This is a genomic window from Actinoplanes sp. NPDC051513 (assembly GCF_044454685.1).
GTDB lineage: Bacteria > Actinomycetota > Actinomycetes > Mycobacteriales > Micromonosporaceae > Actinoplanes.
Window position 1 is genome coordinate 339085 of record NZ_JBITDW010000007.1, and the last position, 24041, is coordinate 363125.

General features: G+C 69.6%; 22 protein-coding genes and 1 tRNA gene. 17 read left to right on the top strand and 6 right to left on the bottom strand.

Features of this window, described 5'->3' with window-relative positions:
* Positions 1–6: 6 nt before the first annotated feature.
* The 8 genes from ACIA5D_RS24580 (at position 7) to ACIA5D_RS24615 (ending at position 11323) form a co-directional block, all read left to right on the top strand.
* Complete coding sequence (locus ACIA5D_RS24580) at positions 7–612, top strand: TetR/AcrR family transcriptional regulator (RefSeq protein WP_396032493.1); 606 nt, start codon at positions 7–9, stop codon at positions 610–612.
* Positions 613–734: 122 nt separating this feature from the next.
* Positions 735–2057 carry an acetyl/propionyl/methylcrotonyl-CoA carboxylase subunit alpha gene (locus ACIA5D_RS24585; protein WP_396032494.1) on the top strand — a complete coding sequence of 441 codons (1323 nt, stop codon included), beginning with the start codon at positions 735–737 and terminating at the stop codon, positions 2055–2057.
* A 5-nt stretch (positions 2058–2062) separates the two neighbouring features.
* Positions 2063–2941, top strand: coding sequence for a hydroxymethylglutaryl-CoA lyase (locus tag ACIA5D_RS24590; protein ID WP_396032495.1), 879 nt, complete (start codon positions 2063–2065; stop codon positions 2939–2941).
* A 148-nt stretch (positions 2942–3089) separates the two neighbouring features.
* Positions 3090–4175, top strand: coding sequence for a hypothetical protein (locus ACIA5D_RS24595; RefSeq protein WP_396032496.1), 1086 nt, complete (start codon positions 3090–3092; stop codon positions 4173–4175).
* 287 nt (positions 4176–4462) lie between these two features.
* A complete protein-coding gene (locus tag ACIA5D_RS24600) occupies positions 4463–5857 on the top strand; it encodes a chaplin family protein (protein ID WP_396032497.1) in 1395 nt (464 codons plus the stop codon).
* Between the two features lie 241 nt (positions 5858–6098).
* Positions 6099–7628 (top strand): acyl-CoA carboxylase subunit beta, encoded by a 1530-nt coding sequence (locus tag ACIA5D_RS24605; protein WP_396032498.1) that lies wholly within the window; start codon positions 6099–6101, stop codon positions 7626–7628.
* 16 nt (positions 7629–7644) lie between these two features.
* Positions 7645–8799 (top strand): acyl-CoA dehydrogenase family protein, encoded by a 1155-nt coding sequence (locus tag ACIA5D_RS24610; RefSeq protein ID WP_396032631.1) that lies wholly within the window; start codon positions 7645–7647, stop codon positions 8797–8799.
* A 100-nt stretch (positions 8800–8899) separates the two neighbouring features.
* Entirely contained in the window at positions 8900–11323 is a 2424-nt protein-coding gene (locus tag ACIA5D_RS24615) for an ATP-binding protein (protein WP_396032499.1), read from the top strand.
* A gap of 272 nt (positions 11324–11595) precedes the next feature.
* Here the strand turns inward: ACIA5D_RS24615 and ACIA5D_RS24620 are convergent, their stop codons facing one another.
* On the bottom strand, positions 11596–12084 hold the full coding sequence (locus tag ACIA5D_RS24620) for a MarR family winged helix-turn-helix transcriptional regulator (protein ID WP_396032500.1): 489 nt from the start codon (positions 12082–12084) through the stop codon (positions 11596–11598).
* 104 nt (positions 12085–12188) lie between these two features.
* On the opposite strand from ACIA5D_RS24620, the gene ACIA5D_RS24625 reads away from it, so the two are divergent.
* Entirely contained in the window at positions 12189–12767 is a 579-nt protein-coding gene (locus tag ACIA5D_RS24625) for a YceI family protein (protein ID WP_396032501.1), read from the top strand.
* A gap of 182 nt (positions 12768–12949) precedes the next feature.
* A complete protein-coding gene (locus ACIA5D_RS24630; RefSeq protein ID WP_396032502.1) occupies positions 12950–14428 on the top strand; it encodes a glutamate--cysteine ligase in 1479 nt (492 codons plus the stop codon).
* Positions 14429–14447: 19 nt separating this feature from the next.
* Here the strand turns inward: ACIA5D_RS24630 and ACIA5D_RS24635 are convergent, their stop codons facing one another.
* On the bottom strand, positions 14448–15830 hold the full coding sequence (locus ACIA5D_RS24635) for a Hansenula MRAKII killer toxin-resistant protein 1 (protein WP_396032503.1): 1383 nt from the start codon (positions 15828–15830) through the stop codon (positions 14448–14450).
* 132 nt (positions 15831–15962) lie between these two features.
* Between ACIA5D_RS24635 and ACIA5D_RS24640 the strand changes: the two genes are divergently transcribed.
* A complete protein-coding gene (locus ACIA5D_RS24640) occupies positions 15963–16790 on the top strand; it encodes a PASTA domain-containing protein (RefSeq protein WP_396032504.1) in 828 nt (275 codons plus the stop codon).
* On the opposite strand, the gene ACIA5D_RS24645 is transcribed toward ACIA5D_RS24640, so the two are convergent.
* Positions 16787–17083, bottom strand: coding sequence for a hypothetical protein (locus tag ACIA5D_RS24645; RefSeq protein WP_396032505.1), 297 nt, complete (start codon positions 17081–17083; stop codon positions 16787–16789). The genes ACIA5D_RS24640 and ACIA5D_RS24645 overlap by 4 nt on opposite strands.
* Before the next feature lie 388 nt (positions 17084–17471).
* Between ACIA5D_RS24645 and ACIA5D_RS24650 the strand changes: the two genes are divergently transcribed.
* The 3 genes from ACIA5D_RS24650 (at position 17472) to ACIA5D_RS24660 (ending at position 19138) form a co-directional block, all read left to right on the top strand.
* Positions 17472–18353 (top strand): helix-turn-helix domain-containing protein, encoded by an 882-nt coding sequence (locus ACIA5D_RS24650; RefSeq protein WP_396032632.1) that lies wholly within the window; start codon positions 17472–17474, stop codon positions 18351–18353.
* Positions 18317–18541 carry a DUF397 domain-containing protein gene (locus tag ACIA5D_RS24655; protein ID WP_396032506.1) on the top strand — a complete coding sequence of 75 codons (225 nt, stop codon included), beginning with the start codon at positions 18317–18319 and terminating at the stop codon, positions 18539–18541. Before ACIA5D_RS24650 ends, ACIA5D_RS24655 begins: the two co-directional genes overlap by 37 nt.
* Before the next feature lie 150 nt (positions 18542–18691).
* Positions 18692–19138, top strand: a complete 447-nt coding sequence (locus tag ACIA5D_RS24660) for a hypothetical protein (RefSeq protein WP_396032507.1) — start codon at positions 18692–18694, stop codon at positions 19136–19138.
* Between the two features lie 3 nt (positions 19139–19141).
* On the opposite strand, the gene ACIA5D_RS24665 is transcribed toward ACIA5D_RS24660, so the two are convergent.
* The 3 genes from ACIA5D_RS24665 to ACIA5D_RS24675 form a co-directional block, all read right to left on the bottom strand.
* Positions 19142–19735, bottom strand: coding sequence for a hypothetical protein (locus ACIA5D_RS24665; RefSeq protein ID WP_396032508.1), 594 nt, complete (start codon positions 19733–19735; stop codon positions 19142–19144).
* Between the two features lie 105 nt (positions 19736–19840).
* Positions 19841–20608 carry a WecB/TagA/CpsF family glycosyltransferase gene (locus ACIA5D_RS24670; protein WP_396032633.1) on the bottom strand — a complete coding sequence of 256 codons (768 nt, stop codon included), beginning with the start codon at positions 20606–20608 and terminating at the stop codon, positions 19841–19843.
* Between the two features lie 438 nt (positions 20609–21046).
* A tRNA-Leu gene (locus tag ACIA5D_RS24675) sits at positions 21047–21129 on the bottom strand.
* A 192-nt stretch (positions 21130–21321) separates the two neighbouring features.
* Here ACIA5D_RS24675 and ACIA5D_RS24680 point away from each other — a divergent pair.
* Genes ACIA5D_RS24680 through ACIA5D_RS24690 form a run of 3 tightly spaced genes read left to right on the top strand, consistent with a single transcriptional unit; the run spans position 21322 to position 23992 of the window.
* Complete coding sequence (locus ACIA5D_RS24680) at positions 21322–22107, top strand: DUF3662 and FHA domain-containing protein (protein ID WP_203732792.1); 786 nt, start codon at positions 21322–21324, stop codon at positions 22105–22107.
* Positions 22108–22112: 5 nt separating this feature from the next.
* Positions 22113–22595: an FHA domain-containing protein gene (locus ACIA5D_RS24685; protein WP_360419898.1), complete on the top strand. Its 483-nt coding sequence runs from the start codon at positions 22113–22115 to the stop codon at positions 22593–22595.
* Complete coding sequence (locus ACIA5D_RS24690; protein WP_396032509.1) at positions 22592–23992, top strand: PP2C family protein-serine/threonine phosphatase; 1401 nt, start codon at positions 22592–22594, stop codon at positions 23990–23992. Before ACIA5D_RS24685 ends, ACIA5D_RS24690 begins: the two co-directional genes overlap by 4 nt.
* Positions 23993–24041: the final 49 nt, after the last annotated feature.

Below are 24041 nucleotides of genomic sequence, written 5' to 3' on the forward strand. Positions count from 1 at the left end.
TGCCACGTGACTACGGTTGATCAGCAGCAGCGATCGGGGCCGCCCGCACCCCGGCGGAGGTCGCGGCGCGACGAGATCCTCGAGATCGCCATGGGCCTGTTCGCGGCCCGCGGCTATCACGGCGTCTCGATGGACGACATCGGCTCGGCCGCGGGAGTCACCGGCCCGGCGCTCTACCACCACTTCCGCGGCAAAGAGGCGATGCTGGTGGCCGCGCTGATCCCGGTCAGCGAAAACTTGCTGCACGGCGGCAAGGCCCGGGTCGCCGGGCATCCCGACGACGCCGGCGCGGCGCTGGCCGATCTGATCGACTTCCACGTCGAGTTCGCGCTGGCCAATCCGGCGGTCATCGCCCTGCACCTGCACGAGCTCGACCGCCTTCCCGACGAGCCGCGCCGGCAGATCCGCCGCCTCCAGCGCCTCTACGTCGAGGAGTGGGTCGTCGTGCTGGGCAAGCTGCGGCCCGAGCTCGAGGCCGCCGAGGCGCGGGTGCTGGCCCACTCGGCGTTCGGCCTGATGAACTCGACGCCGTTCCTGGGCGGCGAGGTCGACCGCCGCCGCCGGGCCGCCCTGCTGCGCGATGCCACCATGCACGCCCTCACAGGCCACTGAATAGCGCGAGACTGGCCACTGAATAGCACAAAATAGGGCGAAGCCGGCCACAAGCTGGGCTGAGCCGATCTTGTCGGGCCGTGCCACCGCACACGCTCCGCGAGGACGCCAGAAGGGTCTCCATGATTGAGTCACTGCTTGTCGCAAACCGGGGCGAGATCGCCCGCCGCGTGATCAAAACCGCCAAACGGCTGGGCGTACGCACGATTGCCGTCTACTCGGAGGCGGATGCCGGCCTGCCCTTCGTCGCCGAGGCGGACGAGGCGCTGTGCATCGGCGCCCCCCAGAGCTATCGCAACGCCGATGCGATCCTGGCCGCCGCGAAGTCGACCGGCGCCCAGGCCATCCATCCCGGCTACGGCTTTCTCAGCGAGAACGCCGACTTCGCCCGCGCGGTCGAGGCGCACGGCCTCATCTGGGTCGGCCCGCCGGCCGCCGCGATCGCCGCGATGGGCGACAAGATCAACGCCCGCAACCTGATGGCCGAGGCCGGCGTGCCGGTCGCGCCGGGAACGCACGACCCGGCCGCCACCGTCGAGGAGGCGGTCGAGGCCGCCACCACGATCGGTTATCCGGTGATGGTCAAGGCCGCGTCGGGCGGCGGGGGCATGGGCATGGCGGTCGCCACCGACGACAGCGGGCTGCGCACCGAGTACGACAAGGTCCGTGCGTTCGCCGAGCGGATGTTCGGCGACGGCTCGGTGCTGATCGAGCGGTACTTTCCCCGGGTGCGCCACGTCGAGGTGCAGATCCTCGGTCTCGCCGACGGCCGCGTGGTCGCGCTGAGCGAGCGGGAGTGCTCGGTGCAGCGCCGCAACCAGAAACTGGTCGAGGAGGCGCCGTCCCCGGCGGTCGACGCCGCTCTGCGCGAGCGTTTCCGGGCCGCTGCGATCAAGGCCGGCGAAGCGGTGGGCTACCGCAACGCGGGCACGGTCGAGTGCCTGCTCGACCCGGCGACCGGCGAGTTCTTCTTCCTCGAGATGAATACGCGTCTTCAGGTCGAGCACCCGATCACCGAGCTGATCCACGGCCTCGACCTGGTCGAGGAGCAGTTGCGGATCGCGTCCGGACTCGCTCCAACATTCCAGGAAATAACGACAAATGGCCACGCGATCGAGCTGCGGATCAACGCGGAGGACCCGAAGCGCTTCCTTCCGGGCCCCGGCAAGGTCGCGACCTGGGTCGAGCCGACCGGCGAGGGCGTACGTGTCGACTCCGGTTACGCCGAGGGGACCACGGTCACCCCGTTCTACGACTCGCTGATGGCGAAGCTGATCGTCTTCGGCGCCGACCGGCCCGACGCGATCGCCAAGGCGCGCGCCGCGGTGGCCGGGTTCGAGATCGCCGGCCCCAAGAACAACCTGCCGTTCTTCGCCGAGCTGCTGGAGAACGAGGAGTTCCTCTCCGGCGACTACGACACCGGCATCATTTCCCGGATGAGGTGATCTTTGTGAGGTCTGTCAGCATTCGTGAGGTTGCGCCCCGCGACGGCCTCCAGAACGAGGAGCCGATTCCGACCGAGTCCAAGGTCCGGCTGATCGACGCGCTCGGCGAGACGGGCGTGCGGCGGATCGAGGCAGTGTCATTCGTTCATCCGAAGGCGATCCCGCAGATGGCGGACGCCGACGATGTATGGCGACGAGTAACGAAAAATCCGGATATCCGGTATTCCGCCCTCATCCCGAATACGAAAGGCGCGCAGCGCGCGATCGCGGCGGGATTCCGCGAGATCGAGGTCGTGGTCTCGGCGAGCGACACGCACAACCGCCGCAACCTCAACCGGTCCACAGAGGAATCGGTCGACGACATCGCGGCGCTGATACCGCTGGTCCACGAGGCCGGCGCCACCCTCGAGGTGATCGTGGCGACCAGTTTCGGCTGCCCGTTCGAGGGCGACATCGACCCCGACCGGGTGGCCGGCATCGTGGCTCGCGTTCGTGCCGACGGCGCGGACCGCATCGCCTTCGGCGACACGACCGGCATGGCGACTCCGCGCCGGGTGCGTGATCTTCTTTCGGCCGTACTCCCCGACCTGCTGCACTTCCACAACACGAGGGGGACGGGGCTCGCGAACATCCTCACCGCACTCGACCTCGGGGTGACCGAGTTCGACGCGAGCGTCGGCGGGATCGGCGGCTGCCCGTACGCCCCGGGCGCCTCCGGCAACGTGGCGACCGAGGAGGTCGTCCACATGCTGCACGACATGGGCATCGACACCGGAATTGACCTCGACCGCCTGATCGAGACGGCCGAGATGGCCGAAAAACTCCTCGGCCGCACCCTTCCCTCGGGCGTCTTGCGCGCGGGACCCCGTACGAGATTGGTGTGATTTCTCCCGCATCGTCGCGCGATCATTTTTCCTATTTGTCCGCGTGACCCACGCTCGGCCGCTTCGTTACCAATAACGAGTGGCCGATGTCGCCGGAATCCCGGCGGATCCGCCACCGGTCGAAAGTCGACGACGAGGGGCGGGACCGATGACGGGGATGGGAGTCGAGCGTTTCGCGCGCGCGGCGTACCCGCTGCCGTCCGTGTCCCCCGCCGCAGCGTCCGCGCCCTTGCCGCCTCACATCCAGGGGGCGGAGCGGCGCCGGAGCCGGTGGGGCCTGCGCCTGCTCGTCATCGGTGGCCTGGCCGGTGCGGCCTGGCTGCTCACCGGCGCCGCCGCCCACGCCGCGGACCGAGCCGACGAGCCCGACGGCTCGTTGCTCGGCGCGGTCATCGACGGCGACGCCACCGCGCCGGTCACCGGACTCCTGACGGCGGCCGCCCAGCCGCCGGAGGCCGTCCCGGCCCACAGGCACCACGTCGTGGCCGACATCCTCGACGTTCCACACCGGGTGCTCACCCGTCCCGTGGAAGCGATCAGCGAGGTCACCCACGGCCACACCGGGACCACAGTGGACACCACCGTCGGTGGGGTCGCCACGGTCCTGCGGGAGGTCGCCGGCCCACTCCGCCTCACCGGCGGACCAGACCTCGCCCCGCAACGCATCATCGCCACCGTGACCGACGCCGTCGTCGCCGTTCCGGACGCACGTCCGGCGGGCGACGGGCCCCAGCGGCCGGCGGTTGCGCCGGCACAGCGGCCGACCGAGCCAACGGCCCAGGAAGGGCACGGGTCAACCGTGCCGTCCGCGGGACCAGGCGCCGGTAGCGGCCCGGCCCCGCAAGGGCTTGGCTTCTCCACGCCATCCGCCGAACCGGGCGTCGGTAGCGGAACAGCACACGCCGTGCTCCGGCACGCCAAGGCCGCCTCGCACCATCTCACCCACCGGGGCGCCGCCCGTACGGCGGTAACCGACTGGGACACGGCCGACGAGGAATGGCCGTCCGGTGACGGACCGTCCGGTGACGGACCGGCCGCACCACTGCAGCTGCACCTCGGGGACGTCAGCGGTACCCCGACCACCGGGTCGGGGACACGGACGGAAGGTGGCTCCGCGGCCTTCCTGCCGGCCGCGATCGTGAGCAGTGCGATGGCCTGCCATCCGCTGCCGATCGTGTCCGACGTCGAGGTCCGGCGTCACGACGCCGAGGCGCCGACCGTCTCACCTGACTGAGTGATGGCGTCCGGCGGTCCGTCCGACGCCGGCAACCGGCCGGCACCGGCTTCGGTGTCCGCGTTCCGGCTCGATTCCCCAACCGCTTGCGAACAAGCGGCGAATCGCACGACGCCTGAATCACACGCAACCGCACCGAAGCGCCAACAGGGGCGCATGTCGACAAGCGGAGTCAGGGCAAGAACAAAAGAGCCAGGGCACCGCTGCGCCCGAAATGCAGTACCGAACACCTTTAACTGAATATGTCACACCATTTGCCGAAACATTTCTGAAAGGCACTTCTTCGCATGAAGACTTGGGTTCGCAAGACTCTGAGCGTCGGTGTCCTGGCCGCTGGCGCCCTGCTGTTCGCCCCGGGCGCCGCGCACGCCGACAACGGCGGCATTCGCCAGACCACCGGCGCCAACAACGGGATCCTCAACGGCACGCAGATCGCCGTGCCGGTGCGGGTTCCGGTGAACGTCGTCGGCAACGCGCTGGGCATCCTCGGCATCGCGAACGCGCAGGGCGTCGGGGTCAACGACCTCGAGAGCGCCCAGACCACCGAGGGACGCCGCCGTGGCCCGCGCGCCGTTCAGGCCACCGGGGTCAACAACGGCATCCTCAACGGCACCCAGGTGTACCTGCCGATCAACGTGCCGGTGAACGTCGTCGGCAACTCGATCGCCGCGCTCGGTGTCGCCAACGCCACCGGCGTCGGCGCCAACAACATCCACGGCCGCCAGGCCGAGAGCGCCCACACCACCGAGGGTGGCTGGGGCGGCGACAGCCAGATCACCGGCGCCAACAACGGCATCCTCAACGGCACGCAGATCTACGCGCCGATCGACATCCCGATCAACGTCTGCGGCAACTCGATCGCCCTGCTCGGCGGCGCCTACTCGCAGGCTCTCTGCGCCAACAACCTGGGCGGCCACTCGGGCGGCTTCTGGAAGAAGGAGAGCGGCAAGGCCGCGGGTGGCGCCCGCCAGATCACCGGCGTCAACAACGGCATCGCGAACGGCACCCAGCTGCTCGCGCCGATCAGCCTGCCGGTGAACCTCTCCGGCAACGCGGTCGCCGTCGCGGGCGCCGCCGGCACCCGCGCGGTCTCGAAGAACGAGTCGGGCCACGGCGACGACTTCGTCCAGGCCACCGGCGTCAACAACGGGATCCTGAACGGCACCCAGATCGGCATCCCGATCAACGTGCCGATCAACGTCTGCGGCAACTCGCTCGGTATCCTCGGCGCGGCCAGCTCCACGGCCGGCTGCGTGAACGACCTCGGCGGCATCGACGACGACTGGGGCTGGGACGGCGACGACCACGGCCACGGCAACGGCCACGGCCACGGCAACGGTCACGGCCACGGCCAGAACGCCGGTGACAACGGCGGCGACGGCGGCGACTACCTGGGCGACAACGGCGCCGACGACAACGGCTACGGCGACACCAAGCCGGCGTCGAACGGCTACGGCGACACCAAGCCGGCCTCGAACGGCTACGGCGACGACGTCGCGGACGACCAGGGCGACGACGCGTACGGCGATGTCCAGGACGACGCCGCGGGCTCGGGCAGCGACTCCATGGGTGGCCGCGAGGCCGCCCAGGGCTCGCCGGTCGCCGACCTGACCGAGGCCGTCAGCAGCGTCTCGGACACCTCGGGCCTCGGCAAGCTGGGCCTGCTCAACACGCTGCGCTGAACGGAGGCGACAGCGAGGTAGGACCGGGTAGCGCCGTCCCGGGCGCGACCCGTGCGACGCCAGGAGGCGTCGGGTAGGACCGGTGCCCCTCCACGGCACCGGCAGCAAGAAAACGGACGGGAGTCTCCGCAGCCTGCGGGGGCTCCCGTCCGTCGTTGTCGACCCTCGACAGAGTGCGCTACCCTAACGCTCGTTAAGTTCCTAACGGTCGTTAAGGGCTGGCCCGACGAGAGGGTGCGGAGTGACCATCGACGAGGAGGCGCTTGCGCAGGTCCGCAAGCGCGTGCTGGGCGGCGGGGCCGAGCGATACCACGCGGCCAACGCGGCCAAGGGCAAACTGTTCGCCCGCGAACGGGTCGCCCTGCTGGTCGATGAGGGCTCCTTCGTCGAGGACGGCCTCTACGCCAACAGTCTCGCCGACGGCCTGCCCGCCGACGGCGTGATCACCGGAACGGCCCGCGTCGACGGCCGCGACGTCTGCCTCATGGCCAACGACTCCACGGTCAAGGCCGGCTCCTGGGGCGCCCGCACGGTCGAAAAGATCATCAGAAGCATCGAGCGCGCCTATGCGAACGGCGCTCCGATGATCTACCTGGTCGACTCGGCCGGCGCCCGGATCACCGACCAGGTCGACCTCTTCCCGGGCCGTCGCGGCGCCGGCAAGATCTTCCATACTCAGGTGCGGGCCTCGGGATCGATCCCGCAGGTGTGCGCGCTGTTCGGCCCATCCGCGGCCGGTGGGGCGTACATCCCGGCCTTCTGCGACGTGGTCGTCATGGTCGAGGGCAACGCCAGCATGTACCTCGGCTCGGACCGCATGGTCGAGATGGTCACCGGGGAGAAGACCACGCTCGAGGCGATGGGCGGCGCGCGCGTGCACTGCGCCGAGTCCGGCGTCGGTCACTTCCTCCGCAAGACCGAGCAGGAGGCGCTCGACACCGTCCGTACGTATCTGTCGTATCTGCCGTCCAACTGGCGGAACACTCCGCCTGTGGCGCAGGCGAAGGAGCCGGCGGGCGTCGATCTGGCGGCTCTGGTTCCGGCAAGCGAGCGTCAGGCTTTCGACATGCGCCGGTACGTCAAGGGCCTGGTCGACGAGGGTTCGTTCTTCGAGATCCAAGCCCTGTGGGCGAAAGAGCTCACGGTCGGGTTCGCCCGGATGAACGGCGAGGTCGTCGGCGTCCTCGGCAACAACTCGATGTTCAAGGGCGGCGTGCTGTTCGTCGACTCGGCCGACAAGGCGACCCGCTTCATCCAGCTCTGCGACGCGTTCAACGTGCCGCTGATCTTCCTCTCCGACGTGCCCGGCTTCATGGTCGGCTCGGCCGTCGAGAAGCAGGGCATCATCCGGCACGGCGCCAAGATGATCACTGCGGTCTCCGAGGCCACGGTTCCCAAGATCTGCGTGGTGGTCCGCAAGGCGTACGGCGCCGGCCTGTACGCGATGGCCGGGCCCGGCTTCGACCCGGACGCCACGATCGCCCTGCCCACCGCCAAGATCGCGGTGATGGGCGCGGAGGCCGCGGTCAACGCCGTCTACGCCAACAAGATCGCGGCGATCGACGACCCCGATGCGCGGGCCGCCTTCGTCGCCGAGCGCCGCGCCGAGTACGAGCGCGACATCGACATCATGCGGCTGGCCAGCGAGCTTGTGATCGACACGGTCGTCGAGCCGGCCGACCTGCGTACCGAAATCATCCGCCGACTCGCCGCCGCCCGCGGCAAGGACCGCGGCTTCTCGCGGCGCCGACACGGCGTCACGCCCGTCTGACAGGAGTATGGACATGGTGGACTTCCGGCTCAACGAGGAGCAGGAGGCGCTGCGCGCGACCGTGCGGGACTTCGCCCGTGAGCAGGTCGCGCCGGTCATCGCCGACCACTACGAGAACAAGACTTTTCCCTACGATCTGGTACGGCGCATGGGCAAGATGGGTCTGTTCGGGCTGCCTTTCCCGGAAGAGCACGGGGGCATGGGCGGCGACTACTTCACCCTCTGCATCGCGCTCGAGGAACTGGCCAGAGTGGACAGCTCGCTCGCGGTGACCCTGGAGGCCGGGGTCTCGCTGGGCGCCACGCCGATCTACCGGTTCGGCACCCCCGAGCAGAAGGAGCGGTGGCTGCCTCGGCTGACCAGCGGCGAAGGGCTGGCCGCGTTCGGGCTCACCGAGCCGGGCTCGGGCACCGACGCCGCCGCGATCGCCACCCGCGCCGAGCTCGACGAGTCGACGAACGAGTGGGTGATCAACGGCAGCAAGGCGTTCATCACGAACTCCGGCACCGACATCACCCTGCTGATCACCGTGATGGCGGCGACCGGCACCAACCCCGACGGCTCCAAGGAGCTCTCCACGATCATCGTGCCGGCCGGCACCGCCGGCCTCACGGTGGCGCCCGGCTACTCCAAGGTCGGCTGGTGCGCCTCGGACACGCACGAGCTGTCCTTCGACGACGTACGCGTTCCGGCCGGAAACCTGCTCGGCGCGCGCGGCCGTGGCTTCGCCCAATTCCTGCAGATCCTCGACGAGGGCCGGATCGCGATCGCGGCGCTCGCCGTCGGTCTCGCGCAGGGCTGCGTCGACGAGTCGGTGAAGTACGCCGGCGAGCGCAGCGCGTTCGGCCGCCCGATCGGCAACTACCAGGCCGTCCAGTTCATGATCGCCGACATGGAGATGCGGGCGCACACCGCGCGCCTCGGCTACTACGACGCCGCGTCCCGGATGCTCGCCGGCGACGACTTCAAGCGGTACGCGGCGATCGCCAAGCTGAACGCCAGCAACGCCGCCATGGAGAACAGCCGCTACGCCACCCAGGTGCACGGCGGGTACGGCTTCATGAACGAGTCGGCGGTCGGCCGCTTCTACCGGGACGCCAAGATTCTCGAGGTCGGCGAGGGAACGTCCGAGGTCCAGCGCATGTTGATCGCGCGCGGGCTGGGCCTCTGATCTGGACATATCTCCTATATAAGGGCCAGGTTTTGGTCCGCTTTCCGACATCGTTGGATGTGCGCTCGCCGCTATGGGCGAACGTGCATAGGTTCGCACCATGGCACAGTCGGAAGCGGGCCAGAGCGGCTCAGGCTTCGACGTCGTGCTGCGCCGGCACCGGCTGCGCGCCAAGCTCACCCAGGAGGAGCTGGCCGCCCGCGCCGCGATCGGAGTGCGGACGGTCCGCGACCTCGAGCGCGGCCGCGCCTCCCGCCCGCAGCGCACGACCGTCGAGCTGCTCGCGGCCGCGCTCGGCCTTTCCGGCGCCGATCGGGACGTGTTTCTCGCCGCCGCCCGTGGCCAGATGTCCGACGAGCCGCTGCCGCCCACGTCGTTCCTCAAGATCCCGCCGACCGCCGAGCTGATCGGCCGCGACGACGACGTCGCCGAGCTGGTCTCCCGGCTCGGCGCGGCCGACGGCCCGCGCGGCGTCACGCTGGTCGGCATCGCCGGCGTCGGCAAGACCAGCCTCGCCGTGGTGGTCTCGCACCGGGTCGCGGGGGCCTACCCGGGCGGCGTCGCGGGCATCGTGATCACCGATGGCTCGTCGGTCGGCGAGATGCTCGGCAGCGTCGCGGCCGCGTTCGAGGTGGGCCACCCCGACGACCTGGGTGGACGCTTCGCCAGCCGGGCGGCGTTGCTGTTCATCGACGCGGTCGAGCGATCGCCCGAGGCCGTGGCCGAGATGGTCGGCCGGCTGCTCGACCGCATGCCGTCGCTGCGCTTCCTGGCGACCGGCAGGCACCCGGTCGGGCTGCCCGCCGAGCGGGTCTGGCCCCTGGCGCCACTGGTCGCGCCGCCGGTCGAGACGCCGAACTCGCTGGCGGCCGTCTCGGCGTACCCGGCTGTGGGCCTGTTCCTGGAACGTCTCAGCCGGGTACGCCGCACCCAGCCCGAGCCCGACGAGATCGCGCCGCTGGCCGATCTGGTCCGCCGCCTCGGCGGGCTCCCGCTCGCCATCGAGCTCGCGGCGGCGCGCGGGCGCGTGCTCACCATCCCCGAGATCCTCGACCGGTACGGCGACCGCGTCCTCGACCTCGACCGGCCCGGCGGCGGCGCCGTCTCGCTGCGCCACGCGGTCGCCGCCAGCTACAACCTGCTCAATCCCGGCGAACAGCGGGCGCTGCGGCTGCTCGCCATGTTCCGCTATCGGTGGTCGCTGGCGCTCGCCGAGCAGATCACCGAGGGCGCGCAGACCGACGGCGCCGACGTCGTACACCTGCTCGACCGGCTGCTCGAGCTGGGCCTGGTCAGCGTGCGTGGCAGCCGGACGGTCCGGTTCCGGTTGCTCGAGTTCGTGCGCGACTACGCGGCCGAGCGTGCGGCCGCCGAGGGCGAGGTGACCGAGGCGCGGCGCCGGCACGCGGTGGTCCTCGCCGACCTCGCGCAGCAGATCGCGCCCGACCTGATCGGCACCAAGCTGGCCGAGGCCGCGAGCCGGCTCGACGACGTGGCCGGCGACGTCGGCACGGCGCTCGCCTTCGCGGCCCGCGAAGACCCGCACACCGCGCTGCGCCTCGCGGCCGCGCTGCCGCGCTGGTGGCGGTTCCGCGGGCGGGACGTCAGCGGCCGGCAGTGGCTGCGGCGGCTGCTCGACGACCCGCGCACCGCCGACGCCGACCCGTCCACCCGGGCGTGGGCCAAGGTCGGGCTCGCCCAGCTGGCCCTCGAGCACGGCGCGGGCGCGGAAGAGGTCGGCTCGGCGACCGCGGCGGTGACCGACTTCGAGCGGCTCGGCTCGGTCGGCGGGCAGCTCGCCGCGCACACCCAGCTGGCCGGCCTGTTCATGGCCACCGGCGGCTACGACGCGGCCCGGCGCCACGGCGAGGCGTCGCTGGCCCTGGCCCGCCGCAACAACAAGACCCGCGACATGGCCGTTGCGGAGAACAACCTGACCTGGCACGAGATTCGCGAGGGCGACCTGGCCGCGGCCCGTCGCCGGCTCGCCGCGGTCGACGATCTGGCCAGCCAGTGCGGCGAGGAGAGGCTGCGTGCGCTCGCGATGGCCAACCTCGCCGAGGTGGCGCGTCTGGAAGGGCGGCCGCAGGAGGCCGAGGCGCTGGGGCGCGGGGCGATGCCCGAGCTCGAGCGGGTCGGCGACCCCAACCATCGGCGGCGGCTGCGCGCCACGATCGGGCTGGCGCTGGCCGAGCTGGGGCGGGTCGACGAGGCGCTCGAGGTGCTGGAACGCCTGCGGCTGCCCGACGAGCTACCCCCGGACGGGCCGGCCGCGGTGGTCGAGGCGGCGATCGCGCTGCGGCAGGGCGAGCAGAAGCACGCGGCCGAGTGTTTCGCGCGGGCGGCCGAGGCCTACGAGGGCGCGCACGACCGGCGAGATCTGGTGGAGGCGCTGGTCGGCCTGATCGTCAGCACACCCAACCTGCAGGAGAGGGCAGCCACGGCCCGTCGGCTGACGGAATTGTGCGAGGCCGGCGGAATCACCCTGCTGCCGCGAGAGAGGGAACGCCTGGGGACGACCTAGGAGGTGTGGCGTGGACGACCGGCGTTCGTGCCCCCCACGCGCCGGCCGTCGCAACGCCCCACCAGTAACGCGGCGAGAACGATGGCTCCCCCGTTAGCCCCGTAGTCGCCATGGTCGCGCCGCATCCCCCTTGCGCTGATCACAGTAGCCGCGAGCGTCCCGCTTTCCGGGCGATATGTCCGTTTAAGCCCGTGGACCGCAGGTTCTGCCGGTACTTCTGCCGGTTTGGCAATCTCTGCCCGCGGAACGTGATGGGGTGAAGCGGGAGCCCCTCAGGCCGCCTCGACGGACCGCTCGCCGCTGCCGGCCGTGGCGCACGGATTCACGGCGTCGCGGATCGTCCGGAGGGACTCGAGCGTGCCCGCCAGCTGCTCGGGGGTGAGCTGCCCGATGAACCACTCCTGCACGAGAGCAAGATGGCCGGGGAGAACGGCGTCCAGGCGCTCGCGGCCGCCCTCGGTGATCACCGCGTACGAGCTGCGGCGGTCGCTGGGACAGGCCTCGCGGCGGACCAGGCCGTCACGGTCCATCCGGTCGACCACGCGGGTCACGCCGCTGGTCGAGAGGGAGGTTTGACCAGCGAGGTCGGTCATCCGAAGGCGGCGGCCGGGCGAGCGGGCGAGGCGCATGAGCACCTCGAACTCGACGGCGGAAAGGCGGTGCTCCTCGAATTGCGCGGCGAAGCGAGCGGTCAGACCGGTGTACGCCTCGGCGAACAGGCCGACCGCGGTGAAGCGGGGGTCATCCAGGTCGGTACTCACAGGCTCATGTTACCTCAGTCGCTTGACAAGCGGAATGTTGCGCAGTCTATAGTTGTTACGTCACGCAAACGACCCACCCGAATGCTTGAAAGAAGGATGAAGTCATGACCGAGTCCGTCGCCAGCACCCGCCCGTTCGAGGGTCTGCAGATCCCGGCCGCTGGCACCTACGTGCTCGACGCCGCACACAAGCGGGTCGGCTTCGTGGCAAAGCACCTCATGATTGCCAAGGTTCGTGGCCATTTCGCCGAGGCGACCGCCACGATCACCATCGGCGGTGACCCGCTGCTGTCCTCGGTGACCGCGTCGATCACCGCGGCCAGCATCGAGACCGGCCAGGTCGACCGCGACAACCACCTGCGCAGCGGCGACTTCTTCGAGGCCGAGAAGTACCCGACCATCGAGTTCCGCAGCACCGGCATCAAGTCGCACGCCGGCGCCGAGTTCGTCCTCGACGGCGAGCTCACCATCAAGGGCGTCACCAAGCCGGTCGAGCTGGTTGTCGAGTTCGAGGGCGCCGCAGTCAACGGGTATGGCAAGGCCATCTTCGCCTTCAGCGCCCACACCGAGATCGACCGCGAGGACTGGGGCCTGACCTGGAACATGGCCCTCGAGTCGGGCGGCGTCATGGTCGGCAAGAAGGTCAAGATCGAGATCGAGGGCGAGGCCATCCGCCAGGACTGACCTTTCCCTGGTCAAGGTCGCAACACTGTCCACAATCGAGCCGCCGTCCAGCATCCGGACGGCGGCTCGATGGCGTCTGGCGTTCATTCGGTCAGGGATGGCAAGGTGGACCGAGCGCACATGTTCGCTCACAGGGTGGTGATCGAAAGTCCGTTTCGTCCCTGGCGGTGCCGGGAGGGTACGTGGGCAAGGATCTCTCAACCATCGCCTTTGCTGCCGAGGACCGAGTTACGTACCGGCACAAGGTGCGCCGCTGTCTCGATGTGCTCGCGCAGCTGCTCGACGACGACGCTTTCGCGACCACCGACGGCATGACGGGTCTGGAGATCGAGCTCAATCTCGTCGACGACGCCGGCCGGCCCGCCATGCGCAACGCCGAGGTGCTGGGCTACCTCGCGGACCCGACGTTCCAGAGCGAGCTGGGGCAGTTCAACCTCGAGCTCAACGCGCCGCCGCGGCTCATCGGGGGCGACGGCTTCGGGGCGTACGAGCGGGAGATCCTCGAGAGCCTGCGCCGGGCCGCCGACCGTGCCGCCAAGGCCGACAGCGGGATCGTGTTGATCGGCATGCTGCCCACCCTGTCGCCCGGCGACCTGGTGCTCGCCAACCTATCGGCCAACCACCGGTATCGCCTGCTCAACGACGAGATGGTCGGCGCGCGAGGCGAGCAGTTCCATCTGGATATCCGCGGCGTCGAGCGGCTGCAGAGCGCCAGCGACTCGATCGCCCCCGAGGCCGCGTGCACGAGCGTGCAATTCCACCTCCAGGTGCCGCCCGACCGGTTCGCCCGACACTGGAACGCCTCCCAGGCGGTCGCCGGCGTGCAGGTGGCGATCGGGGCCAACTCGCCGTACTTCCACGGCCGGCGGCTCTGGGCCGAGACCAGGATCGCCCTGTTCGAGCAGGCCACCGACGTGCGCCCCGACGAGCTCAAGGCCCAAGGCGTACGCCCGCGGGTCTGGTTCGGCGAGCGATGGATCACCTCGGTGTTCGACCTGTTCGAGGAGAACGTCCGCTATTTTCCGCCGCTGCTGCCGATCATGACTGACGAGGACCCGAATCGGATCCTCGCCGAGGGCGGCGTGCCCCACCTGGGTGAGCTGCGCCTGCACAACGGCACGGTCTATCGCTGGAACCGCCCGGTCTACGACGTGATGGACGGTCAGCCGCACCTACGCGTGGAAAATCGCGTGCTGCCGTCCGGGCCCACGGTCGTCGACCTGCTGGCCAACGCGGCCTTCTACTTCGGACTGGTGCGGCAGCTGGCCGAGGAGGAGCGGCCGATCTGGTCGCAGCTGCCGTTCGCCGCCGCCGAGGACAACTTCCATCGCGGCGCCCGCGACGGCATCACCGCGACCATGAACTGGCCGTCGCTCGGCGAAGTGCCGGTGACCGACCTGGTCCGCGCGGTTCTGCTGCCGAAGGCGTATCGCGGTCTGGACCGCCTCGGCGTCGATCCCACCCACCGGGATCGCCTGCTCGGCATCATCGAGGAACGCTGCCGCGTGGCCCGCAACGGCGCGGCCTGGCAGACCGAGGCGGTCTGCACGGCCGAGCTGCGACGCGGCCTGAGCCGGCAGGCGGCGCTCCACGACATGTTGATGCGGTACTGGGCACTGCAGCAGAGCAACGAGCCCGTGCACACCTGGCCGACCGACTGAGCTCGGGTGGTACGCGAATCTAACTTGTCGGCTTGGGGTTGATCTGGGCGACCGTAGGGGTGGCCGGAGGCGGCGTAACGGTCGACTTGGGGTCGGCGGGCTCGGCGGGCTTTGCTGCCTTCTTGGCGCGGGGGCGGCCGGCGCGGGCGGCCTCGGCGATCTCGGGGTCGGCGGCGGCGGGCTGGGCGCCCGGGTGGCCGGCCACCGGGTCGGGGGCCTTCGGCGGGGCGGTGATCGGCTGCGGCGCCTTGGGCGGATCGGTGAGCGCGTTGGGGGTACGCGCCGACGAGTTGGCCGGCTTCGGGTCGGGCTTGGGGGGTGACGACGGCGTCGGCGCCGGACGCGGAGCGGGGGCCGGGGTCGCGGTGGGTCGCGGGCGCGGCGAGGCGGCGGGCTCGGCCGGTCGAGGTGTGGGTGCGGGGACCGCGGCCGTGCCGGTCGCGGGCCTTTCGGGCTCGTCGGCTGCGTCTGGGTCGGCAGCGTCCTGGTCGTGGGCGGCCGGCTCGCCGCCCGGCTCGGACACGGTGGTCGAGGCGCGGGTGGCCATGGACTTTCCGGCGGTGACCGCCAGAGCGGAGCCGGCCAGGCCGGCCAGGACCGCGTAGGGGGCGATCAGGTAGGCCGACTCGATCGCGGCGGGGGTGCCGGTCAGGCGGGGGGAGAGGGCCAGGAAGGAGACGGCCACCAGCAGCGGGCCGACCGCGCCCGATGTGGCGGCGCCCAGGCCAAGGTCGCCGCGGCGGACTGCGGGGATCACGGCGATGACGCCGATCAGGAAGGCGGCGCTGAGCGTGAGCAGGGCGCTGGGCCAGGAGATCACGCCGTAGCGGGCGACCGTGGTGGGCTCGGCGAACTGCCAGCTCGTCAGGTAGGTGGCGCTGTCGCGGTTGAGGGTGAGCTCCACGATGATCGCGGTGATGGCCAGCGCCCACAGCCAGGCCGCGGTGGCGATCAGGTTTGCGGCGACCGGGCGCGACCACACCGCCCAGTAGGCGACTATCACGCCGAGGACCACGCCGAGCAGGGCATAGCTCGCGGCGATCATCTGGGGCGAGTGCGCGTCGAGGCGTACGGCGGAACGGGCCGGAAGCGCGATCAGCGCGACGGCCACCAGGGCCCCTACCCCCGCGGAGGCCGCGAAAGCCACCCGCCAGGGCCAGGTGAGCCGCGGAGCTTGCGCCCCGCCGAGCCGGCTCGCGATGACCGCGCCGAAGACCGTTGCGCTCGCGGTGATCCATGTCGCCCAGCCGAGGCTGCCCAGCCACTCGCTCCGGTCCTGGGTCACCGTGACCGGCCAGACGATCACGCCCAGGCCGTAACCCAGACCAAGTTGCGCGGCACCCGTGCCTGCGGCTACTCCGGCCGCGGTGGCCACCCGTGCTGTCCAGCCCTTGTCGGCCATGCGGGGCACTGTAGCGGTCACTGCCTATACCTGCTAATCCATCGGCGGTGGTCTCAACGGGAGTGCGGTTGACACACGTCCCGCAAGATTGGATACGTTGACCGGGCGGGTGACGATCGCGGAGGAGCGACCATGTCCGACGAGAGCGACGAGACGCGGCGCGTCCCGCCCGTGGACGACTCGACCATTCCCGGAAAGCGGCTCGACGACACGCTCGCCGACGACGACGCCGATGTCGCACCGGCACGCGACGACGATGCCACTCGAGTCGCGCCGGCCGCTTCGCCGGCTTCCTCGCCGGGTGACGATGCCACTCGGGTCGCGCCGGCTGCTTCGTCTGCCGCCGAGGATGACGACTGGGCGTCCAGCCGGGCCAAGCCGGTGTGGTCGGGGCGGGCCGAGGTGCGCTCGCCGCGACCGGGGCAGACGATCTACGACACCGACTGGTCGGACGGGCCCGCGGCGGCGCCCGGACAGCGCGACCGGTGGTGGATGCCGATCGTCGCCGGGATCATCGTGCTGATCCTGCTCGGCGTGCTGGCCTGGGCGATCTATGTGATCGTGCAGAACGCGGGCGACGAGCAGACGCCGGCGACGACGCCCTCGACCGTGGTGGCGACGACCAACCCGCCGCCCTCGACGGCACCGAGCACAGCCCTGTCGACGGCGCCGACGACCACCGTTCCGACCACGACGGCCACGACACAACAGCCCACGACCTCGGTGACGGTGCCGGCGCTGAAGGGTCTGCCGCTGGCGGACGCACGGGCGGCGCTGAACCGCATGGGGTTGCGGTATCGGGTGCTCTACGTGACCAACACGGCGGCGCCCGGAACGGTGATCGACAGTGATCCGGCGGAGGGGCAAGAGGTACCACCGGACACGAGAATCACCATCGTGGTCGCGCAAGAGGGTCCCGTCACCGCCACGCCGACGACGACCGCGACGGCCACCGGCTAACGGTTGGTGCGGGCCCGAGTGGGGATCGTCCCGGAGACCATGCCGGGCTGGCGTCCGTTGCGCGCCCGCGGGTCGGGGGCTTTGCCGACCGCCCGCAAGCCACTGACCTGGACGAAGATGGAGCGCCGCTCGACCGCGTCGCCCGCCGTGTTCAACTCGTAGCCGTCGAGCCAGATCCAGCCCTCGTACGTCGGCCAGTCGTGGACCCGGATGACCCGGAAGAGCATCGGCGCCGCGAATTGGACGCTCGCTGCCTTCGTCACGTGTATGACATCACCGGACCGAGGTAACACGTCGTCTCCTGCCCTGGAACTTTGTCGCGCGGTCAACCTTGACACGGAAGCACTAAGTGTGCCCGGTCGAAACACCATTGCAAGCTCATGGCAATGCCAATCGCCAAAAGCGTTGCGGAACGTTACCGTCGCCGATCTCGCCAACGTCGTAGAGTGGATCAGTCCACCCTGGACGATCGGTTTGCCGGACCCCCGTGGACGATGCCGTTTCGGCGTGTCGGGCCGGACTCGGCCGCCTCACTCGAGGGTGCGTAGTGACGCGGGCCATACCGAAAAGATTGCACCACGAGGCGTGTCGATGCAAGTTGCATGTACGCCTTCCGTGATTGTTGGTCTTGTCGCACGCGCTGTCTTGAACGATTAAATGATCGACAGAGAGACTGAAGATGTGAATCAGCGCCGGAGTCCCACCATTCGCCGGCGCCGTCTCGGGGTCGAGTTGCGCCGGCATCGGGAGGACGCGGGCATCACGATCGACGTCGTGGCCGATCGGCTCGGATGTTCGCCGTCCAAAGTGTCCAGAATTGAGACGGGACATACCAGTGCTGCCCCCAGCGACGTTCAGCACATATTGGACATATACGGCGTAGAAGACTCGATCACGGCGGAGCTGGTCCAAATCGCCCGTGAGGCGCGACAAAAGGGGTGGTGGCACCCATACTCCACCGTTCTGACCGGCGCATACGTGGGGCTCGAGACTGCGGCCCGCTCGATCGGGGCATATGAACAGCAGGTCGTTCCGGGATTGCTCCAGAGCGAAGAGTATGCAATTGCCCTGATTCGTGGTGCCCGTCTGGATGACACAGATCAAGAAATCGAGCAGCGGGTCCGTGTCCGGATGCAAAGACAGGCGTTATTGATTCAGGACGATCCGATCGATCTTCGGGTGGTGCTCGATGAAGCGGTGCTGAGCCGGCCGGTCGGCGGTGACGCGGTCATGCTTGATCAATTGGCGAAATTGATCGAGGCGGCCCGCCTGCCGAACGTCACCTTGCAGATCCTGCCGTTTGCGGCCGGTGCTCATGCCGGCATGGATGGCTCGTTCGTGATTCTCGAGTTCGAGGAGGAGGGAGACGCGGATGTGGTGTTCATCGACAACGCGACCGGCGGACTGTTTCTGGAGAAGTCCGAGGAGCTCGGCAAGTACGTCCCCCTCTTCGACGCCATCCGGTCGTCGGCCCTCCCCCCGGAGGAGTCCATCGAGATGATTGAAATGCTGGTAGAGGAGCCATTGTGGAAGTCGAAGCGAAGGGTTTCCGGTTCGATCTGAGCCGGGCACAGTGGTTCAAGAGCACGCGCAGCGGTCCCAACTCGGACAACTGCGTCGAGGTGGCGTTCGTCGACGAGGCCATCGTGGTCCGCGACTCCAAGAACCCCGACGGCCCGGCATTGATCTTCACGGCCGCGGAGTGGGATGCGTTCGTGGGCGGTGCGAAGGACGGCGAGTTCGACCTCTGACCTCGCCATATGTCGAACAACGGCCGGCCTGTCCGCGGCGTGCGGATCGGCCGGCCGTAGTCATTTTCCTGCTCGCCTCGTTGAACGGCACAAGCGCCGTCCGGTCCGCGCTGACGGCCGGGACATCTCCGAGCGAGGCAAGGCAGACATATGACCATTGGTTCCGAGAACCTCAGCAACGGCTCCACGACGGCACAGGACCGGTTCAGCGGCGGGGTGAGCGCGTACCGGCAGAACAGGCGCGCGGAGCTGTCCACTGAGAGCGGCGACACCGAGCTGATGTCGCGGGCGAGCAGCTCCGGCTTGCCGACCCGCTCGCCGGGCCGGTCGCACAGCATCGAGCCGACCGGTGCGCTCGACCGGGCGCCCAAGCTGCCTTCCCTCGATCTGCAGGGCCTGGCCGAGCCGGTCTTTCCGTCGTCGGGGTGGCCGGACTCGGGCTCGCAGTCGATGGCCGATCACCCGCTGCTGCGGGGCTTGCTGCTCGAGCTGCCGTCGCGCGGATCGCTGCCGCCGTCGGACTGGCTGGACCGGTGGTTCGAGGCGGCCCGCTCGATCCTCGAGCTCCTCTACGTGCAGGAAGCCAAGAAGAACTAGCGCTTATCGGGAGACGGGCACCCGCGGACGGCCGCGGCCGATCGGGGCCAGGGCGAGCAGGCTCAGCCGGCTGTGACGCACCGCGGCGCGCACGCCGATCGCCACGACGGCGGCGCCCACCACGGTGATCGCGATACCGGCCACGTCGGCGCCCGGCACCTCTATCAGGCCCGCCGCGATCGGCAGCCCGACCAGGGCGGCAAGGCCGGTGGCCTGCATCGGAACGAGAATGAGCGGGTGTGCGGCAGCCGCGCGCAGGGCCGGCGGAGCGGGCGTCTGCGGCGCGGTCGTGAAGGCCCCCGCACCGCGGCGCACCTGACCGAGGCGACGAACGCCGACGGTCAGCACGACCAGCCCCGGTACGGCCGGGAGCAGTGCCGCCGCCGGCGCGTTGGACACGCCCGGCACGATCCAGGTGACCAACGGCACCGCCACGAACACCGCCGCGCCGATGGCCACCAGCCATGTCAGGTGGCCGGCCCGCCGTCGAAGGTCGCGCGCCGTCCGCGCCCCGGGCAGGGCGTCGGCGACCAGCCCGGCCGCGAGCCAGGCCGCGGCCAGCGTGCCGGCGAGAATGAGGTCCGCTGCGATGTCCACATCGACAGCCTCCACCCGGGCCCAACTTGACGAAACCGGGTTATCACCGGACTCACACCACTCGGTCCCCGTAAGGGATGCCCTGAGGTTCCTCTGTGGACAGCGTCACACGGCGAACTGCTCGACCGGCTCGCTGGACGGCGCCGGCGGCGTGGCCTTCCACAGTCCGGACTTCTGCGCCGCGAGCCGGGCCAAGTAGGCCGGGTTGAGCAGTACGTAACGCTTCCACAACCGTTTGGGCTCGAGTCCGAGACGCCACAGCCACTCGAGGGCGTACTTCTGCATCCACGCCGGCGGGTTCTTCAGCAACCCAGCGTGATAGTCGAACGCGGCACCCACCGCGAGCAACGGCATGTCCAGCAACGGCCGCATCGCGTACGTGAACACTTCCTGGCGGGGGCATCCGAGTCCGACCAGCACGATCCGCGCGCCGGACGCCTTGATCCGCTCGGCGATCTCGACGGCTTCGCCCTCGTGGGAGCTGCGGAACTTCGACGCCTCCACCCCGGCGATCTTCAGCGCCGGAAACATCTCTTCCAGCGCCGGCACCAGCCGCGCGAGCGTCGGCTCGGTAGACCCATACAGATAGATAGGAAGGCCCTCGACGGCGGCGCGCTCGACGACCTTGAGCGTCAGCGTCGGTCCGTAGACCCGATCGGTGAGCCCCGCGTGGTGCACCAGGTTGAGCGCCCACCGCACCGGCTGCCCGTCGGGCGTGACGAGATCAAACGAGTTGAGCCGAGCGTTGTGGGCCCGGTCTTCGACGCCGGTCATGACCCCATGGACCGCGAGCGCGGTGACCGCATACCCCCGCCTGTCCCGGGCAGCCTGCATGATCCGCTCAGTGGCGTCCTGATAATCCGTGACGTCCACAAGAACGCCGAGGACGCTGCGTTTCCCCTGGCCAACACCGGCACGTGCGACGGTCACAACAACGACACTCCAGGATCCGAAACCAGAAGACCAGCCGCGAGCATAGTCGGCCCGCACCATTCCCCCGTTCGGCGACGCCCCCCGCGCTACCCCGAACTACCAGCCCAACCGCCCCATGCGGTCGCGCCAGCCTCCCCGATCCCAAAGATCATCACAACCCCCACCACCAAAAAAGGGGCACTACACCGTTTTCGGCGAGTTGCACCCTTTTGTGCGACGGGCACTCACGGTAGCCGTACACGGAAGGATCGAAGCGTGACCGGATCGCAATGAGTGGCCACCATCGCAACGCGGGGTTTCAGGGGGCTCGGCCCCCTGAGCAGATATGCCACGGGCCCCCGGTCCGCGCTTTCCGCGGGCAGAGGGCCCGTAGGCTCGTGGGGATGGGGGGAGTTGAACCCCCACGTCCTTTCGGACACACGGACCTGAACCGTGCGCGTCTGCCATTCCGCCACATCCCCGTGGCAAGTTGACCGCAGGGCCAACTTTTTGTTACTGGCTGCGACAGACTACGCTGTCGCACGTCACCAAGCGAGTTGTTATCGCCCGCGGCGCCTGGGAACAGTAGCACGGCGTTAGCGGGGGTCATACGAGGGTCAGAAGTGCCGGCTGCTCTTGAGCTAGAGATGCGCAAGCGGCGGCCGGATACCATCATGTCCTCGGAAGCCGAGGAGGAGCCGGTGAGCGTGCTGCAGCGCTTTGAGAAGCGATTGGAAGGCCTGGTCGAGGGGGCCTTCGCCAAGGTGTTCAAGGGTGTCGTGCACCCTGTGGAGATTCTGAATGCCATGCAGCGGGAGGCCGAGGCACACAAGGCCATTCTCGCCGGTGGCCGCACCCTGGTGCCGAACCGCTACGTGATCGACCTCTCACCTTATGACCACAGCCGGTTGGCGCCGTACGCGGCGGCGCTGGCGCAGGAGCTCGCGCAGTCGCAGGCCGAGTTCATCGGTGAGCAGGCGTGGACTGTCTACGGCGACGTGATCGTCGAGATCGAGCGAGGTGAGGGCCTGGACACGGGCATGTTCCGTGTCACCGCAGAGGTGTACACGGGTGGCGAGGTGGCGCCGGTGCAACAGCCGGCGTACGACGCCGGCCCGCAGTACCCGCCGTACGACCAGCACCAGGGTGGGTACCAGCAGCACGGCGGGCCGAACGGCCGCAGTGTGGGCCTGGTGTCCGGTGACGGCCGTACGTACCCGTTGCAGATGGGCTCGACCGTGATCGGCCGCGGCGACCAGGCGAACCTTCGCCTGCCCGACGTCGGCATCTCGCGGCGCCACGCCCGTCTGGACTACGACGGCAACCAGGTCGTGCTGACCGACCTGGGCTCGACGAACGGCACGATGGTGAACGGCCAGCGGGTTTCCGCCGTGGCGCTCAACCCGGGCGACATGATCCAGCTGGGCACCACGACGCTGACCTTCCGAGTGGACGGCTAGGCACCTTGCCCGAATTCGTCCTCACCGTCGCCCGGTTCGGTTTTCTCATCCTGCTGTGGATCTTTGTGTTCACGGTCGTGGGAGTTATCCGACGGGATCTCTTCGCGGGGGTCCGGTCCAAGAGCATCGTCGCCAGCCCTCGGGGGGTGGGTGGCGCGATGCCTGCGGGCCGGCCGGCGAAGGTGAAGCGCGGTAAGGCCGCACGGCAACTCGTGGTGACGGCCGGCAACCTGGCCGGCACGCGCATCACGTTGGGTGATATTCCGATCACTATCGGTCGGGCGGAAGATTCCACGCTCGTCATCACCGACGACTTCGCCTCGGCACGGCACGCCCGGCTCGTGCCGCGAGACGGTCAATGGTTCGTCGAGGATCTCGGCTCGACGAACGGGACCTATCTCGACCGCGGTAAGGTCTCCGGACCCACTCCCGTCCCCCTTGGCGTTCCGATCCGGATCGGACGCACATCTCTCGAGTTACGGCCATGACCCTGACCCTGCGCTATGCCGCTCAGAGCGACCGCGGTCTGATCCGAGACCTGAACCAGGACTCCGTCTACGCCGGGCCGCGGCTTCTTGCTGTCGCCGACGGCATGGGCGGCATGGCCGCCGGTGACGTCGCTTCCAACATCGTCATCGCCGCCATGGCGCCGCTCGACGAGGACGTCCCTGGTGACGCCCTGGTCGACGCGCTTCGCCATGCGGTCGGCCAGGCCAACCAACATCTGCGGGACACCGTCGACGCCAATCCGCAGCTGGAGGGCATGGGCACCACGCTGACCGCGGTGCTCTTCTCCGGCAGCAAGTTCGGCATGGTGCACATCGGCGACAGCCGGGCGTACCTGCTGCGTCGCGGTGAATTCGCCCAGATCACCAAGGACGACACGTACGTCCAGATGCTGGTCGACGAGGGCCGGGTGAGTCCGGAGGAGGCGAGCAGCCATCCTCAGCGCTCGCTGCTGACCCGCGCGCTCGACGGGCGCGACATCGACCCCGAGTACTCGGTCCGCCAGGTGCTCGCCGGCGACCGTTACCTGATCTGCAGCGACGGCCTCTCCGGCGTCGTCAGCGCCGAGACGATCGAGCAGGCGATGCGCGAGCTCGCCGACCCGCAGGCGTGTGTCGAGCGGCTCGTGCAGCTGGCGCTGCGCGGCGGCGGTCCCGACAACATCACCGTCGTGATCGCGGACGCGATCGACACCGACATCATGGAGCAGGCGCCGATCGTGGGTGGCGCGGCCGCCATCGACCGGGGCAACACCACGGTGGCGGACGCCTCGACCTCGGCGGCCCGGGCCGCGGCGCTTCAGGCCCCGCGCCCGCCGCAGCCGGTGCCGGCGGAGGCCGACGGGTACGACCGGGACCAGGAGCCGAAGGGCCACCCGGTGCGCACCACTCTGCTCGTGGTGCTGCTGCTGGCGGTGCTGGGCGGCGGCCTGTGGCTGGGCTACCGCTACACGCAGGACCAGTACTACGTGGGCGCGACCGACGCCGGCCAGATCGCGATCTTCCGCGGTGTGCCGGGTCAGATCGCGGGCCTCGACCTGTCCAGCGTGAACGAGACAAGCCCGGCCCGGCTCGACGACCTGACCGTGGTCGCGCAAGAGAGGGTGAAGCAAGGCATCCACGCTCAGAACAGGTCGGACGCCGCGCAGACGCTCTCCGAGCTCACCGACGAGAACTCGTCGAACCCGAACCTCAAGCCGCTGTGCTCGGCCCCCTCGGCCGGTGTCTCGGCCACGCCGACGCCCCCGGCCGCCAACGGCACCGCTCCCGCCACCACGACCTCGTCGGCACCCGGCACGCTCGCCGGCACGTCGTCTGCTCAGGCTTCCGAGAGCGCCCCTTCCGCGGACGATGCGGACGGGTGCCGGACAGTCAACTGACCATCGCTCGACAACGTCTGGGGATGTCTTGACCGCGCCCGCCGTACCG

Excerpts from the sequence above, each read along its gene's own strand:
- ACIA5D_RS24585 (WP_396032494.1), top strand. The coding sequence starts at position 735 with ATGATTGAGTCACTGCTTGTCGCAAACCGGGGCGAGATCGCCCGCCGC.
- ACIA5D_RS24635 (WP_396032503.1), bottom strand. The coding sequence starts at position 15,830 with ATGGCCGACAAGGGCTGGACAGCACGGGTGGCCACCGCGGCCGGAGTA.
- ACIA5D_RS24680 (WP_203732792.1), top strand. The coding sequence starts at position 21,322 with ATGTCCTCGGAAGCCGAGGAGGAGCCGGTGAGCGTGCTGCAGCGCTTT.
- ACIA5D_RS24595 (WP_396032496.1), top strand. The coding sequence starts at position 3,090 with ATGACGGGGATGGGAGTCGAGCGTTTCGCGCGCGCGGCGTACCCGCTG.
- ACIA5D_RS24625 (WP_396032501.1), top strand. The coding sequence starts at position 12,189 with ATGACCGAGTCCGTCGCCAGCACCCGCCCGTTCGAGGGTCTGCAGATC.
- ACIA5D_RS24615 (WP_396032499.1), top strand. The coding sequence starts at position 8,900 with ATGGCACAGTCGGAAGCGGGCCAGAGCGGCTCAGGCTTCGACGTCGTG.
- ACIA5D_RS24660 (WP_396032507.1), top strand. The coding sequence starts at position 18,692 with ATGACCATTGGTTCCGAGAACCTCAGCAACGGCTCCACGACGGCACAG.
- ACIA5D_RS24600 (WP_396032497.1), top strand. The coding sequence starts at position 4,463 with ATGAAGACTTGGGTTCGCAAGACTCTGAGCGTCGGTGTCCTGGCCGCT.
- ACIA5D_RS24640 (WP_396032504.1), top strand. The coding sequence starts at position 15,963 with ATGTCCGACGAGAGCGACGAGACGCGGCGCGTCCCGCCCGTGGACGAC.
- ACIA5D_RS24690 (WP_396032509.1), top strand. The coding sequence starts at position 22,592 with ATGACCCTGACCCTGCGCTATGCCGCTCAGAGCGACCGCGGTCTGATC.